Annotated in this window: 13 protein-coding genes; 6 read left to right on the forward strand and 7 right to left on the reverse strand. The window is 59.7% G+C overall.

What is annotated here, in order from left to right; translation table 11 throughout:
- Positions 1 to 4: 4 nt before the first annotated feature.
- Together RB216_RS05420 and RB216_RS05425 are read right to left on the reverse strand one after the other, a co-directional pair.
- The gene (locus RB216_RS05420; protein WP_028619027.1) at positions 5 to 1,624 is read right to left on the reverse strand and encodes an FMN-binding glutamate synthase family protein; all 1,620 of its coding nucleotides are present in this window, start codon (positions 1,622 to 1,624) and stop codon (positions 5 to 7) included.
- Positions 1,625 to 1,652: 28 nt separating this feature from the next.
- Positions 1,653 to 2,414 carry a helix-turn-helix transcriptional regulator gene (locus tag RB216_RS05425; protein ID WP_028619028.1) on the reverse strand — a complete coding sequence of 254 codons (762 nt, stop codon included), beginning with the start codon at positions 2,412 to 2,414 and terminating at the stop codon, positions 1,653 to 1,655.
- Between the two features lie 93 nt (positions 2,415 to 2,507).
- On the opposite strand from RB216_RS05425, the gene RB216_RS05430 reads away from it, so the two are divergent.
- The 3 genes from RB216_RS05430 to RB216_RS05440 all read left to right on the forward strand — a co-directional run bounded on the left by RB216_RS05430 (position 2,508) and on the right by RB216_RS05440 (position 5,149).
- Positions 2,508 to 3,335 carry a carbon-nitrogen hydrolase family protein gene (locus RB216_RS05430; RefSeq protein WP_122686260.1) on the forward strand — a complete coding sequence of 276 codons (828 nt, stop codon included), beginning with the start codon at positions 2,508 to 2,510 and terminating at the stop codon, positions 3,333 to 3,335.
- 114 nt (positions 3,336 to 3,449) lie between these two features.
- A complete protein-coding gene (locus RB216_RS05435) occupies positions 3,450 to 4,775 on the forward strand; it encodes an APC family permease (RefSeq protein ID WP_308908395.1) in 1,326 nt (441 codons plus the stop codon).
- Positions 4,776 to 4,876: 101 nt separating this feature from the next.
- The gene (locus RB216_RS05440; RefSeq protein ID WP_016970719.1) at positions 4,877 to 5,149 is read left to right on the forward strand and encodes a type B 50S ribosomal protein L31; all 273 of its coding nucleotides are present in this window, start codon (positions 4,877 to 4,879) and stop codon (positions 5,147 to 5,149) included.
- 20 nt (positions 5,150 to 5,169) lie between these two features.
- On the opposite strand, the gene RB216_RS05445 is transcribed toward RB216_RS05440, so the two are convergent.
- The 4 genes from RB216_RS05445 to RB216_RS05460 all read right to left on the reverse strand — a co-directional run bounded on the left by RB216_RS05445 (position 5,170) and on the right by RB216_RS05460 (position 11,239).
- Positions 5,170 to 6,549 carry an ATP-binding protein gene (locus RB216_RS05445; RefSeq protein ID WP_308908396.1) on the reverse strand — a complete coding sequence of 460 codons (1,380 nt, stop codon included), beginning with the start codon at positions 6,547 to 6,549 and terminating at the stop codon, positions 5,170 to 5,172.
- On the reverse strand, positions 6,546 to 8,360 hold the full coding sequence (locus RB216_RS05450; protein ID WP_308908397.1) for a DAHL domain-containing sensor histidine kinase: 1,815 nt from the start codon (positions 8,358 to 8,360) through the stop codon (positions 6,546 to 6,548). The genes RB216_RS05445 and RB216_RS05450 overlap by 4 nt, the downstream gene beginning before the upstream one ends.
- A 10-nt stretch (positions 8,361 to 8,370) precedes the next feature.
- Positions 8,371 to 9,300, reverse strand: coding sequence for a cytochrome-c peroxidase (locus RB216_RS05455; protein WP_372514799.1), 930 nt, complete (start codon positions 9,298 to 9,300; stop codon positions 8,371 to 8,373).
- A 64-nt stretch (positions 9,301 to 9,364) separates the two neighbouring features.
- Positions 9,365 to 11,239 carry a putative bifunctional diguanylate cyclase/phosphodiesterase gene (locus tag RB216_RS05460; RefSeq protein ID WP_305383752.1) on the reverse strand — a complete coding sequence of 625 codons (1,875 nt, stop codon included), beginning with the start codon at positions 11,237 to 11,239 and terminating at the stop codon, positions 9,365 to 9,367.
- 218 nt (positions 11,240 to 11,457) lie between these two features.
- Between RB216_RS05460 and nosR the strand changes: the two genes are divergently transcribed.
- The 3 genes from nosR to RB216_RS05475 are packed head-to-tail and all read left to right on the forward strand — an operon-like array spanning position 11,458 to position 13,678.
- The gene (gene nosR / locus RB216_RS05465; RefSeq protein ID WP_308908398.1) at positions 11,458 to 12,771 is read left to right on the forward strand and encodes a response regulator c-di-GMP phosphodiesterase, NosR family; all 1,314 of its coding nucleotides are present in this window, start codon (positions 11,458 to 11,460) and stop codon (positions 12,769 to 12,771) included.
- The gene (locus tag RB216_RS05470; protein ID WP_028619036.1) at positions 12,768 to 13,178 is read left to right on the forward strand and encodes an NUDIX hydrolase; all 411 of its coding nucleotides are present in this window, start codon (positions 12,768 to 12,770) and stop codon (positions 13,176 to 13,178) included. The genes nosR and RB216_RS05470 overlap by 4 nt, the downstream gene beginning before the upstream one ends.
- Positions 13,175 to 13,678 carry a GNAT family N-acetyltransferase gene (locus RB216_RS05475; RefSeq protein WP_068936993.1) on the forward strand — a complete coding sequence of 168 codons (504 nt, stop codon included), beginning with the start codon at positions 13,175 to 13,177 and terminating at the stop codon, positions 13,676 to 13,678. Before RB216_RS05470 ends, RB216_RS05475 begins: the two co-directional genes overlap by 4 nt.
- On the opposite strand, the gene metR is transcribed toward RB216_RS05475, so the two are convergent.
- Complete coding sequence (metR, locus tag RB216_RS05480; RefSeq protein ID WP_068936992.1) at positions 13,675 to 14,592, reverse strand: transcriptional regulator MetR; 918 nt, start codon at positions 14,590 to 14,592, stop codon at positions 13,675 to 13,677. The genes RB216_RS05475 and metR overlap by 4 nt on opposite strands.
- Positions 14,593 to 14,756 lie beyond the last annotated feature (164 nt).

The raw sequence follows: 14,756 nt of genomic DNA on the forward strand, positions 1-14,756 counted from the left end.
TCCCTCAGGCGGCAGCCACTTCATGGGGTTCAAAACTATCGGCTCGCGCCATCTGCCACATGCGCGAGTAAAACTCACCGTTCACTTCACCGGTCAGCAACTCACCGGGTTTGAGGAACACATGCAGTTGCGAAAACAGCTTGATCTCGGTTGCCGACATGCGCCGTACCAAGTGTTTGGCCGATAACTGCGATGGATGATCGAGACCGGCGGCGGCGAGCATTTCCGCCAAGGCCTTGAGTGTGTTGCGGTGGAAGTTGAACACGCGCTGGGCTTTGTCCGGCACCACCAGGGCGCGTTGGCGCAGTGGGTCTTGGGTCGCGACGCCGGTCGGGCATTTATTGGTGTGGCAGCTCTGGGATTGAATGCAGCCGATGGCAAACATAAAGCCGCGCGCCGAGTTGGCCCAGTCGGCGCCGATGGCCAGCACGCTGGCGATATCGAATGCGCTGACGATCTTGCCGCTGGCGCCGAGTTTGATCTTGTCGCGCAGGTTCAGGCCCACCAGGGTGTTGTGCACAAACAGCAGGCCTTCGCGCAGTGGCACGCCGATATGGTCGGTAAACTCCACGGGCGCTGCACCGGTGCCGCCTTCTTTGCCGTCCACCACGATAAAGTCCGGGAGGATGCCGGTTTCGAGCATGGCCTTGGCGATGCCCATGAACTCCCATGGGTGACCCAGGCAGAACTTGAAGCCCACCGGTTTGCCGCCGGACAGCTCACGCAGTTGCGCGATGAACTGCATCAGTTCCAGCGGCGTAGAAAACGCGCTGTGGCGTGACGGCGAGATGCAATCTTCGCCCATCATAATGCCGCGTGTATCGGCGATTTCCTGGGTGACCTTGTGCTTGGGCAAAATCCCGCCATGGCCGGGTTTGGCACCCTGGCTCATCTTGATTTCGATCATGCGCACTTGCGGGTTCTGCGCCTGCACGGCGAAACGTTCCGGGTCAAAACGGCCGTCGCTGGTGCGGCAGCCGAAGTAGCCGCTGCCCAATTCCCAGGTCAGGTCGCCGCCGTTTTCGCGGTGGTAGGGGCTGATACTGCCTTCGCCGGTGTCGTGGGCGAAGTTGCCCAGTTTGGCGCCTTGGTTCAACGCGCGAATCGCGTTGGCGCTCAACGAGCCAAAGCTCATCGCCGAGATATTGAACACCGATGCCGAGTACGGCTGCGTGCATTGCGGGCCGCCGACCATCACGCGAAATGCGCTGGGGTCGCTCAACGGCGCCGGGCGCATGGAGTGGCCGATAAATTCGAAGCCCGATTGGTACACGTCGATCAGGGTGCCGAAGGGTTTGTCGGCGGTTTCATTCTTGGCGCGCGAATACACCAGTGAACGCTGGGCCCGGGAGAAGGGCAGGGCGTCGCTGTCGGACTCCAGCAGGTACTGGCGGATTTCCGGGCGGATGGCTTCCACCAGGTAACGGATATTGCCCAGGATCGGGTAGTTACGGCGCACGGCGTGGGGGCTTTGCAGCAGGTCGAAGATACCGATCAGGCTCAGCACACCCGTGACCACGGTGATCGGCCACAGCCATTCATGTTCGATAAAGGGAAGGCTTGCGAGGGTGAAAATGACGCACACGGCAAAGAAGGCGTAACGGCTTAGTAACGACAGGCTCATACGGTTTTCCTTGGTTCGGACTCATCGGCTAGGCGTTTTGCGCCTGTAGAAAGATCGAGAACAGCTCTGACTGGGATTTGATCCCTAGCTTGCTGTAGATGTGTTTCTTATGGACTTTCACGGTTTCAACAGAGATTTGCAGCTTACGAGCGATTTCCTTGCTGGAGCAACCGCTGAGCATCAAGCGGCCCACATCCAGTTCGCGGGCAGTGAGTTGCGCGCCCCAGTCATCATTCTGGATCGGCTGCGGCGTGCTGACCTGCTTGAGTTCATGGGGCAGGCGTTGGCGCAGCAGGCTCAGTACCCAGGGTTGAATCAGCGACAGCAGGGCAATCTGCTGCGGATTGAAGCGTTGCTTCGAGCCCAGCGACAGGCACAGGGTACGCCCATCCGGCAGATGGCAATTAAATTGGATTTCATCGGCAACCACGTTCAGGCGGAAGTAGCGCTGATAGTACTCGGTGAGTTCGAAGTGCTCGGGCGCGACTTCGGCCAGGCGTAAAAGCCCCGTGCGCGCGTGTTCGCGGCTGGCGATGTAGAAGGGGTCGAGCAGGTACAGGCCGTTGAGGTAGTCCTGGAACAGCTGGTCCGGCGTGCCGTCGGCGCCTGGGCATTCGGCAAACACCAACGGGCGGTGTTCGCTGCTGAACAGCAGAGCCACCCAGCTGTCGCACGGCACGTACTGGTCGAGCAATCGGACCAGTTGGGTCCAGAAATTGGGCTGGTCCAGCGCGTCTATCATTTGCCCCACCGCACGGTGCCAGGCGATGTCTTGCAGCGACATGGTCATCGATCTACCCCTATCGGGTTACCCCCGCCGCGTGATTCCCTGGGGGGTTGTGGCTGCGCATACTGCGGCACAGATAAAGAACAAGGAATACCCATGAAGGTCGAATTTGCCCAGTTGGCCGGTCGTGATAACGATACAGCTTACAACCTTGAACGCGCCTTGGCGGCAATTGCTGCGTGCGCCGACGATACGCAACTGATCGTATTTCCGGAAACTCACCTGACCGGTTTCCCCACGGCCGAGACCGTCGCCGACATCGCCGAACCGCTGGACGGTCCCACCGTGCAGGCCATTATCGAGGCCGCCTGTGCACGTGATATCGCCGTGGTCATTGGCATTGCCGAACTCGACGGCGGCCAGTTTTACAACACCACTTTGCTGATCACCCCCGACGGTATCGCCCTACGGTACCGCAAGACCCATTTGTGGCCGCTGGAACGAGGCGTCTTTAATCCCGGTGACCGTTACCCCACCTGCATGTGGAACGGTCTGCGCGTAGGCCTGTTGATCTGCTACGACATCGAGTTCCCGGAAACCGCCCGTGCCCTGGCGCAATTGGGCGCTGAGTTGCTGATCGTCACCAACGGCAACATGGACCCGTACGGTCCCACCCACCGCACCGCGATCATGGCCCGTGCCCAGGAAAACCAGGCGTTTGCGCTGATGGTCAACCGGGTGGAAGCGGGCGATGGTGACCTGGTGTTTGCCGGCGGCAGTGCGTTGGTGGACCCGTTCGGCACGCTGCTGTTTGAAGCGGGGCGTGAGGAGGGGCAATTCGCGGTTGAGCTGGATCTCGACCAATTGGCGGCGGCTCGCACGGACTACCGCTACCTGGACGACCAGCGCATGAAATTGCCGGGAGAGGTGATTGAGCGCAGCGATGGCGCGCGCGAGCTGTTGATCCCACAAGCTCAACGCTAGCCCCCGTGGCGAGGGAGCAAGCTCCCTCGCCACGGGTAATAACTCTAAAAAACAGTGTGTGCAACACCGACTTCAGTTCTGCCATAAATCTAATAATTGCGCGGAGAATCACCCATGGCTCGTTTGCAACGCACCCTGTCGTTAGGGGCGGTGGTGCTGTTTGGCATCGCCTATATGACGCCGATCATTGTGCTCGGCACCTTCGGCATCCTGGCTCAATCCACCGCGGGCATGGTCCCCGCCGCTTACCTGGCTGCGCTGGTGGCGATGTTTTTCACCGCCATGAGCTACGGGCGCATGGCTTCGGCGTTTCCGGTGGCCGGTTCCGCCTACAGCTACGTGCGCAAGGCCATCAGCCCCAAGCTCGGTTTTGTCGCCGGTTGGGCGGTATTGCTCGACTATCTGTTCTTGCCCATGGCCATCTGGCTGATTGGTGCGGCGTACCTGAACTCAGCCTTCCCGGCGGTGCCGCAATGGGTTTGGGTGCTGGCATTCATCGGGGTTACCAGCGCCATTAACATCGTCGGCCTCAAACTGGCCAACGGCATCAACGCCTTGCTGATGCTGGTGCAATTCCTGGTGCTGATTGCCTTTGTCGCACTGTGCATTCACTACATCGGCGGTGATGCAAGCAAGCCGCTGTGGACTATCGCCCCCTTCTTCAATGGCCAGATGCACATGCCATTGATCATGAGCGGCGCGGCCATCGCCTGCTATTCGTTCCTAGGCTTTGACGCGGTCAGTACACTGACCGAAGAAACCCGCGACCCACGTCGCACCATCCCCCGGGCGATCATGTTGATCACCTTGATTGGCGGGCTGATCTTCGTGGCGGTGTCCTACTTTGTGCAGGTGGCCCATCCGTCGTTCGAGTTCAGCAATGTGGATTCGGCGGCGTATGAAATCGCGCGCAATATCGGTGGCGACTTGTTTGTGTCGATCTTCCTGATTGGCCTGATTGTCGGCCAGTTCGCCTCGGGGCTGTCGGCCCAGGCCAGCGGTTCGCGCCTGTTGTTTGCCATGGGCCGCGACGGTGTGTTGCCCAAGTCGTTCTTCGGCAGCCTGCATGCGCGCTTCGGCACTCCAGTCAACAGCATCCTGTTGTGTGCAGTGGTGGCGCTGCTGGCGTTGAAGCTGGACGTGACCACCTCCACTTCATTCATCAATTTCGGCGCATTCCTGGCGTTTAGCCTGGTCAACCTGTCGGTGATCTTCCACTACTGGCTCGGCGCCAAGCAGCGTGGCGTGCGCGAATTGATCCTGTTCCTGGTGTTCCCGTTCATCGGCCTGCTGGCGGACCTGTGGCTGATGGTCAGCCTCGATCACTTGGCGATCTACCTGGGCCTGGTGTGGTTGGCGATCGGCCTGGTTTACCTGAGCGTGCTCACGCGTGGCTTCTCCCGACAGCCACCGGAAATGGACTTCCAGGAAGCCGCATAGAAGCTGCCGGCCTATTCTTATTGCAATCGGTTCTCGTTTGGGTGCACTATTTTGTGTTACTATATAACACATCAAATGCATCCAAACGCCCCGGAGGCCTTATGAAAGCTGGTATCCATCCCGACTACCGCACCGTGCTGTTTCACGACACTGCCGCCGACGTGTTCTTCCTGATCGGCTCCACTGCCGACAGCGACCGCACTCACAAGCACAGTGATGGCAACACTTACCCCTACATCCCGCTGGACGTGTCCAGTGCCTCGCACCCGATCTACACCGGCCAGCAGCGCAAGACCCAGGCCGAGGGCCGGATTGCCGGCTTCAACAAGCGTTTCGCTTCGTTCGGTTCGAGCCCCAAAAAAGCCGACGCATGAGCGCGACTCGGCGGCGTGTCCTACGCCGCCGTTTGCCGAATCGGCAACACCACCCGAAACGTTGTCCCTTTGCCCAGCTCGCTGCTGACGGAGATGTCGCCACGGTGTTTCTTAACGATGCCGTAAGAGAGCGAAAGCCCCAACCCCGTTCCTTCGCCCACCGGTTTGGTGGTGAAGAACGGATCGAAGATTTTCTGCAGGGTTTGCGGCGCGATCCCATAGCCGTTGTCTGCCACTTCCAACCACACGTTCTCGCTGTCCACGCCAGTGCTGATGGTAATGGTGCCGCGCTCTGGCCCCATGGCTTGCGCCGCGTTGATCACCAGATTCATCACCACTTGGTTGAGCTGTGAGGCCAGGCACTCGATTTCTGGCAATGCGCCGTAGTGTTTGACTACATCGGCTTTGTACTTGAGTTCGCTGGCGACGATGTTCAATGTCGAATCGATGCCCTGTTGCAGGTTGGCAAATTGCCATGTCTGCTCGTTGTCCACCCGCGAGAAGTTTTTCAGGTCTTTGACGATCTGCACCACGCGACCAATGCCTTCCTTGGACTCCTTGATCAGGACCGGAATGTCTTCCTGGAGAAAGTCCAGTTCCAGGCCGACGCGCATGGCTTTGAGCTGCTCGCTTTGTTCCGGTGGCGTCACCAAGGCTTCAGCACGTCGATAGGCATCCAGCATCTGTTGCAGCTGGTTGAAGTAGCCGTCCAGGGTGCTGAGGTTGGACGAGATAAACCCCACCGGGTTGTTGATCTCATGGGCCACACCGGCTGCCAGCTGCCCCAGCGACGCAAGTTTCTCCGACTGGACCAATTGGCTTTCCAGGTGCTTGCGTTCGTCAATCTCCATTTGCAGCGCTTGGGTGCGCTGTTCCACCAACTGCTCCAGGTGGGTGGTTTGCAGCGAGGCGCGGCGGGCCATGTCCCATTTGTTGGCCAGGGTGTTGGCCATCTGCTGGACTTCGATGTTGTCGAAGGGTTTTTTCAGTATCAGCAACCGATCATGGGCGTGCAGCCGCTCCAGCAGGTCTTCCCAGGAATAGTCCGAGTACGCGGTACAGATCACCACTTGCAGGTCGGGAGCGACTTTCCACAGTTCTTCTATGGTTTTCGCGCCGTCCCAGCCTTGGGGCATGCGCATGTCGACAAAGGCCAGGGCATACGGCTGTTTGCGCTCCATGGCCGTGACGAGCAACTGCAGGCCTTCTTCTCCGCCATAGGCCGAATGCAGTTCGAACACCGGGGCCCGGGCTTTTGTCGTGTCGCCGAACAGCGCCGACTCCATAGCGTCCAGCGCCTGGTTGGTTTCAACGACAGGCATCAGGATCTTGCGAAAATCATCGTGAATCGACGGTGTGTCGTCGATCAGTAATAGACGCCGGTTAGGAGATTGGTTCATGTGGGGTTTCCGGCAAGGACCATAGGGATAGTCAAGGTAAACATGGCGCCCAGGCCCGGTCCGTCGCTATGGGCGGTCAGTTGGCCATTCATTTCCACCGCTGCGAGGGCGCAACTGTGCAGGCCGAAGCCGTGGCCTTCCTTGCGGGTGGTAAAGCCGTGGGTGAAGATCCGGGTCATGTTTTCCGCCGGTATGCCTTCGCCGTCGTCTTTCACGCTGATTTGCAAGGTTGCGTCATCGCGTGGTTGGACCTTAAGCGTCATTTGCCGCGGCCGGTCGACGAGGTTGGACATCGCGTACTTGGCATTGCTGATCAGGTTGACCATGATCAGCAGCAACCGGTGTTTATCCGCCAGGATTTCCGGCACCTGGGCATAGTGTTTTACCACCGTGACGTTGTGCCGGCTCAGCGCCCCTGCGTTCATGCGCAAGGCATCGTCCATCAGGGCGCTGATGTGCACTGGCTCCTTCAGCGTGGAGGCACCGGCATAGTGTTGTTGGGTAGCGACAATGTCCTTGATGTGGTCGACGCTCTTGCTCAATTGCGCCAGTTCATCAGTCATGCCTTGTTGTTCCAGCGCAATGGCGTCGACCAGTTGATTCAAGTAACCCGGCAACAGCTTGCCCTTTTCATCCTCGGTGAAGAAGGTGCCCAGGTCACCTTGGCGCTCGTTGATCAACTGCACGGCCCGGCCCAGGCCCAGTGCCTTGCTGCTGCGCAGCTTTCGAGTGACCAGATCGGCGGAGATATTCACGCTGTTGAGTACGTTGCCCACATTGTGCAGCACGTTGGTGGCGATCTCCGCCATGCCCGCCTGGCGAGCACTGTCGAGCAGTTCGCTCTGGGCATCCTTGAGTTGTTGGGTGCGGCGTTCCACCCGTTGCTCCAGGGTTTCGTTCGCCGCTTGCAGGGCACGGTTGACCCGGTTGATCTCGGCGAAACTGCGCAGCAGGCGCATCGCCAGGTAAAGCAGCAAACCCACCAGCAGGGTGGAGAAAATCAGCAGGTAGCGATGGTATTGGTGATCGACAAGGTCGGCGGCTTGCTGATCCTGGTTGAGGTGGGTCGTCAAGTCGTCCAGACGCTCGGCGACCGGCACGGCGGCAATCCGGTCGAGCAGGCCGTTGACTACCGGCTGCTCGCGCAGGATCAGCGAAATATGGTTGCTGAGGATCTCGACAGGCCCCTGAAACTCAGGGGGCAGGCGCTCCTTGTTGATCGCCAATTTGCCCAGGCCCACCAGGATATCGGCGGCGCGGTCGTCGCTGGTGACCTGGGCGAACTCCAGGCTGCTGAGCAACAGGTCGTAGGTATCGGTGGCGACATCGTGCAGTTGCAGGCGGCCTTCATCGTCGTAGCGATTGAACTGGGCCTGGATGTCATCTTCGGCGGTCGGCAGAAAGGCCAGGGAGTTGCGCAGCACGGCGTTGTGGGATTTGAACTGGTCCACCAACCGGGCTTTTTCCTGGATCGCGGCTTGGTAAGCTTCCCGATTGGCTTGCCAACCAGGCAGGTCCGCAGGGTCGTGGTAGAAGTCGCGGTTTTCCAGATCGGCCCAGATCCGGGTCATTTCCTGCAACGGTGCCACCAGGGGGTCATAATTGTGGGTGAGGGCGATCCTGGCCTTGAGTACTTCACTGTCCCATTGGGCATTGAGCTGCTGGAGCTGGCGGATCAGGTCCCGTGATTGGGTATAGGTAGCCGTCTGGTCACGGGAAGACTTGAGGTACAGAAACACCAGGGTGGACGCCAGCAGCAGGGTCATCAGGCCCAGCAACACTTGGCCGGCACGGCGGCGGGAAAGGGTCATGACGGTATGCTCATAAAGGCTTGCCCGCCCATTCGCCGCTCAGGGTCTTGAGAAACTGGATGATCAGGTCCTTGTCCTCCTGGGACGGATTGCGCCCCAACTGATACTTGAACATGACGTCGACCGCTTCCTCAAGGGTCTTGGCCGAGGCATCGTGGAAGTACGGCGCGGTCGCGGCGACGTTGCGCAGGCTGGGTACCTTGAACACATGTCGGTCTTCTTCGTCCTGGGTCAGCAGATAGCGGCCCAGGTCCGACTCCACCGTTTTGCCGCGTGCCTTGAAGTAGTCGCCCATCACACCGAACTTCTGGAACATATTGCCGCCGATATTGATGCCTTGGTGGCAGGCGATGCAGCCATAGTCCTTGAAGCGCTGGTAGCCGTATTTTTCCTGGATCGTGAAAATATCGGTGTTGCCAAGCAAGTACTGGTCGAACCGCGAATTGGGCGTCAGCAATGTACGTTCATAAGTGGCCAGGGCGTTTTGTACGTTGGCGGCGGTGACGCCATCGGGGTAGGCCCGCTGGAACGCCGCTTGGTAGGCGGGCAGGGCGGAAAGGTTCTGCACCACGGTTTTCCAGTCGCTGCCCATTTCCACAGGGCTGATGACTACCTGTTGGATCTGTGCCTCCAGCGTATCGACGCGGCCATTCCAGAACTGTTTGAAGTTCAGGCTGGCGTTGAAGACAGACGGGGTGTTGATGTCCACGGGCTTGCCATCGAAGCCAATGGAAAATGGCTTGTTGTCGGCACCTCCCGATTCCAGACGATGGCAGCTGGCGCAGGACAGTGTGTTATTGACCGACAGACGCGGCTCGTTGAACAGCTGGCGCCCCAGCTCAACCTTGGCCGGGTCCAACATCGGAACTGCGGGGAGAGGTTTCAGTGCTTCGTCCAACGGCGCGGCCATCAAAGGCATGCCCAAGCCCAGGCATAACATGAACACGACGCCGAAACGGCAGGTCAATACTTCATTCAAGCGAGCACTCCTTGCAAGCATAAGGCTACTGGTCGGGCATCAGAGTGGCGCTACCCGCTTGCAGCAACCGGGCGAAATCCTTCGACGGCACGGCCTTGCTGAACAGATAGCCCTGGCCCTCTTCGCACAGCTGGGTTTGCAGGAATTTCAGTTGTTCGACGGTTTCCACGCCTTCGGCGATGATATTCAGGTCCAGGCTCTTGCCCATGCCGATGATAGCGCTGATCAGTTGTTCGTCCTGGCTATTGACCTTCAGGCCGTGAACGAATGACTGGTCGATTTTCAGCACATCGATGGGAAAACGGCGCAGATAACTCAGGCTGGAGTAACCCGTACCGAAATCATCCAGGGCCAGCCGCACGCCCATCGCCTTGATTCTGTTAAGGATATCGACAGTCTCGTCGACATTCTGCATCAGCACGCTTTCGGTGATCTCCAGTTCCAACTGTGTCGGCGGCAGACCGGTTTGCTTGAGGAGGGTGGCAAGATTGTCGACAAAATCCCGCTGGCGAAAGTCGATGGCCGAGATGTTCACCGATATGCACAGCGGCGCCAGCCCCATGGCGCGCCAGGCTTGCGCCTGTTCACAGGCCTGGCGCAGTACCCATTGGGTCAGGCGCACAATCAAGCCACTGTCTTCGGCGACCGGGATGAAGTCGGCCGGGCTGACCCAGCCCGAGCGCGGCTGGAACCAGCGAATCAGGGCTTCCGCACCGACGATTCGCCCGGATTTCAAGTCCAGCTTCGGCTGGTAGTGCAGTACAAACTCCTCGCGCTCGAGGGCCTGGCGTATCGCGCTTTCCAGGTTTTGTCGATGCTGGGCGCGGTGGTTCATGTCATCGGTGTAAAAACTGAAACGGTCGGAACCCCGCTCTTTACTGGTGTGCATGGCGGTTTCGGCGTGTTTGATCAACTCCACCGCCGTGCCACTGTCATTGGGGTAAATACTGATGCCCAGGCTGGCGGTGATGCTCAGGTCATGCCCTGCGACATGGCGGGTAGCGCTGACGGCATTAAGTATTTTTTGAGCAACGTGCTGGGATTGTTGGGGATGCTGCACATCCTGCAGCAGGATCACGAATTCGTCGGAACCGTAGCGAAATACCGAGTCCGATTCACGCACTGCCTCCACCAGGCTTTGGCTGACCTGCTGGAGCACTTCGTCGCCCACCGGATAGCCCAAGGCATTGTTGATACGCTTGAAACGGTCCAGCCCGATGAATACCACCGCCAACTGGGTGTCATGCCGTCGGCCCAGGGCAATTGCCTGGGTCAGCCGGTCGCCGAGCAGCGTGCTGTTGGGCAGTTCTGTCAACGCGTCATACTGGAGCAGGTGCGAGACCTTGAGCAGCTCCTGCACGCGCTCTTCGATGGTTCGTTCCAGGCCAATCACTTTGAGCGCGATGTCCTGGGCGAGCTGCCATTTCCAGGTCAGGGCGCTGGCCATCTGGCGAATTTCCAGGTGATCGAAGGGCTTTTTCAGGATCAGCAGTTGGTCGTTGTATTTGAGCCGCGCTTCGATGGCCTCGAAGGAGTAATCGGAGTAAGCCGTGCACAGCGCGATCTGCAGGCGGGGATCGACCTCCCACAACTGTTCGATGGTTTGCAGGCCGTCCCAGCCAGGTGGCATGCGCATGTCGATGAAGGCCAGGGCATACGGTGCCTGGTCGGCCAGCGCCTTGTTCACTAGGGCCAAGGCTTCCTGGCCCTGGTAGGCGGAGTCCAGCTCGTAGGCCTGGCGCGCTTTGGCGGTGGTGCCGAACAGGGTTTCTTCCAGGCTCTCCAGCGACGGTTCGCCATTGGGATCGGCGCAGAGGATCTTGCGAAAGTCCTGGTGGATCGAGGCCGTGTCATCGACGATCAGAATGCGCCGGTTGGCCCGTGCCGAGTCCGCACTCATGGGGTGCTCCGTACCGATAAAAGGTCCGACGGCATAACGACTCCTTCCCTGATTCCACTGCTGAGGCGGATACAGCCTAATGTGACAGCATAGTCGAGCGGCCTTGATATCGGGGGCCAGTTGGCGTCAAATCGACCCCGCGCGTTGAGCAAGGGAAGACAGCTTGGCACAGAGGTTGAATTTAGCTCGATTTGGTTTAATTTGAAGGCGCAGCAGGCATGGATGAACATACCGCGACAAGACCCACCGTTTTGCTGGTCGACGATGAAGAGTCGATCCTCAACAGCCTGCGCCGCTTGCTGCGCGGCCAGCCCTTTGATGTGGTGCTGGCCGGTAGTGGCGCCCAGGCGCTGGAAATCATGGCGGCGCAGCCCGTCGACCTGATCATGAGCGATGCGCGCATGCCGGGTATGGACGGGGCGCAGTTACTGGCCGAAGTCCATCGCCTGTACCCCACCACCAGCCGCATCCTGCTGACCGGTTATGCCGACTTGCCGACGATCATCAAGGCGATCAACGAAGGGCAGATCCACCGCTACATCGGCAAGCCCTGGAATGACGACGAACTCAAGTTGATCCTGCAGCAGGCCCTTGAGTACCAACGGCTTGAACGCCTGACCCGGGTGCAGAACGATCAGCTCAAGGTATTGAATGCCACTCTGGAAAAACGCGTGGTGGCGCGCACCTCCGAGTTGCAGCAAACCGCCGACATGCTCGACCTGGCCTACGAAGAACTCAAACGCAGCTACGTGACAGGCACTGAAGTCTTCTCGTTGCTGGCCAACCTGCGCCTGCCCAAGAACAAGCAGACCAACCGCCAATTGATCGAGTTGGTCCGCGTCTATTGCGCTGCCCAGTCCATGGACGAAGCCGCTACGCGCGACCTGACCATGGCGGCCGCGCTCTACAACATCGGCAAGCTCAGTTGGAGCGACAGCCTGTTGGTTGCCGCCGCCGATAAGTTGCACAGCAGTGACCGTGAACAATACCGAGGCTATCCGAGCCAGAGCGAATCCCTGCTGATGACCCTGGAACCGATGAAGGACGCGGCGCGGATCATCCGTCATCACCAGGAACGCTGGGATGGCAGCGGTTTTCCCGATCACCTCAAGGGCGATGCGATACCCTTCGGTTCGCGACTGCTGAAGTTGGCGGTGGACTTTATCGAACTGCAAAAAGGCCTGATCCTTGAGCGGCAGATGAACAGCGACGAGGCTTTGCTGTACATCCGAAAGTACGCCGGGCGCCTCTATGATCCAGAGCTGGTCGAAGACTTTGTCCAGGCCTGCGCCGCGTTTCTCAGTGATGTGACGCTGGGTGATCCCTCGGTCAAGGCCCTGACCACCCGTGAACTGGAAGCCGGCATGGTCCTGGCGCGCAATCTCAACGCCGATAACGGCATGCTGCTGCTCAACGCCGGCAAAGTGCTGAACCTGCCGTTGGTGGACAAGCTGATTGCGTTCGAGTCGATGGAGGGCGCGAAATACACCATATTCATCAAACTACCCGAAGAGACAGCGAACCTTTCATGAGCATTTCCACTATTCGCATCGCCGCCGCCCTCCTGATCGGCAGCGACGGCCAGACCCTGCTGGTGCGCAAGCGCGGCACCCAGGCCTTCATGCAACCTGGCGGCAAGATCGATGCCGGCGAGCAGCCTGCCGAGGCCTTGGCCCGTGAGCTGCACGAAGAACTGAACCTGCGTATCGAGCCAAGCGCCGCCGTCTATCTCGGCAAGTTTTCCGCGCCTGCGGTCAACGAGCCGGGTTTTACCGTGGAAGCCGAGCTGTTCCAGGTGCAGATCGATGTAGCGGTCACGCCTGCCGCCGAGATTGAAGAAGTGCGCTGGATCGACCCTGCCGGTGACGGCGGCCTGCAACTGGCCCCGCTGACACGCGATCTGATCCTGCCGTTTTACCGCGCCTCGCTGACGGCATGATCATCCGCACGCTGGCGGCCAGCGACGCCGAAGCGTATCGGGCGTTGATGCTGGAGGCCTATGGCGCCTATCCCCAGGCCTTTACCTCCAGCGTGGCGGAGCGTGCGGCGATGCCACTGGGTTGGTGGGAAAAACGCTTGAGCAGCCCGTTGGATTGCTTGCTCGGTGCGTTTGACGGGGATGAGTTGGCCGGCATTGTCGGCCTTGCCTTCGAGCCGCGAGAAAAAGCGCGGCACAAGGTGACCCTGTTCGGCATGTACGTGAATGCGGACCACCAACAAAAAGGCTTGGGCCGTCAGTTGGTGGAAGCGGCACTCGACGAAGCGCGCACACAGCCGCGCCTCAAAGTGATCCAGCTGACGGTCACCGCCGGCAATGAAGCCGCGTTTGCCCTGTACCAGCGCTGCGGCTTCATCCAGTACGGCCTGGAGCCGCTGGCGGTGCGAGTCGGTGTGGATTACTTCGATAAGATCCACATGTGGCGCGAGGTTGCGGTTTAGCGCACCGCGCTGACCCCATCCAATGTGGAAAACGACGTGTCCTTGGCCGTCAGCAGGAAGTCACGCATGTAGGGCGCATCCAGCATGTCCGCACGGATTCCCGCATATAGCGTGGCAAACAAACCTTTCTCACCCAGGCGCTTGGCCTTCACGTAGCCACGCGAGCTGTACTCATGCAGCGCCCAATGGGGCATGCCGCACACGCCACGGCCGCTGGCCACCAGTTGCATCATCATCACCGAAAGCTCGGACGTGCGCACCTGAGCCGGTTCCACATCGGCGGGTTCGAGAAAGCGGGTGAAAATGTCCAGGCGGTCGCGTTCCACCGGGTAGGTGATCAGGGTTTCGGTCAGCAAGTCTTCCGGCACGATGTACGCCTTGTTCGCCAGCGCATGCTGGTTGGCGACCGCGAGCATGGCTTCGTAGGTGAACAGCGGTACATAGGTGATGCCTGGCAGTTCCAGCGGGTCGGAGGTCACCACCAGGTCCAGGTCGCCACGGGCTAGCGCTGGCAGCGGGGCGAAGGCGAAACCGGAGGCCAGGTCCAGTTCGACTTCCGGCCAGGCATCGCGGAACTGGTCGATGGTCGGCATCAGCCACTGGAAGCAGCTATGGCATTCGATTGCCATGTGCAAACGCCCGGCAGTGCCGCCGGCCAACCTTGCAATGTCGCGCTCGGCGCCGCGCAGCAGCGGCAGGGTGGCGTCGGCCAGTTGCAACAGGCGCAGGCCGGCACTGGTGAAGCGCAGCGGCTTGGTCTTGCGCACGAACAACGGCATGCCCAAGCGCTCTTCCAGCTCTTTGAACTGGTGCGACAGGGCCGACTGCGTCAAATGCAGGCGCTCGGCGGCTTCGACCAGGCTGTCGGCTTCGCGCAGGGCGTGCAGGGTCTTGAGGTGACGGATCTCGAGCACGGGCTCTCCATGAATACAATTTGTGACGAATTCGAATGGCGTGAGTTTGTCTCATGTTGGCATGCCTGTCGATAAGGAGGTCGACAATGACCGCTGAGCACTCTTCATCAAACTGTCATGCAACTGTGGCAGCGCGCTTGAACAAACTTCATCAGACTCGCGCT

Origin of the sequence: Pseudomonas canadensis (assembly GCF_030980095.1) — a bacterium.
GTDB lineage: Bacteria > Pseudomonadota > Gammaproteobacteria > Pseudomonadales > Pseudomonadaceae > Aquipseudomonas > Aquipseudomonas canadensis.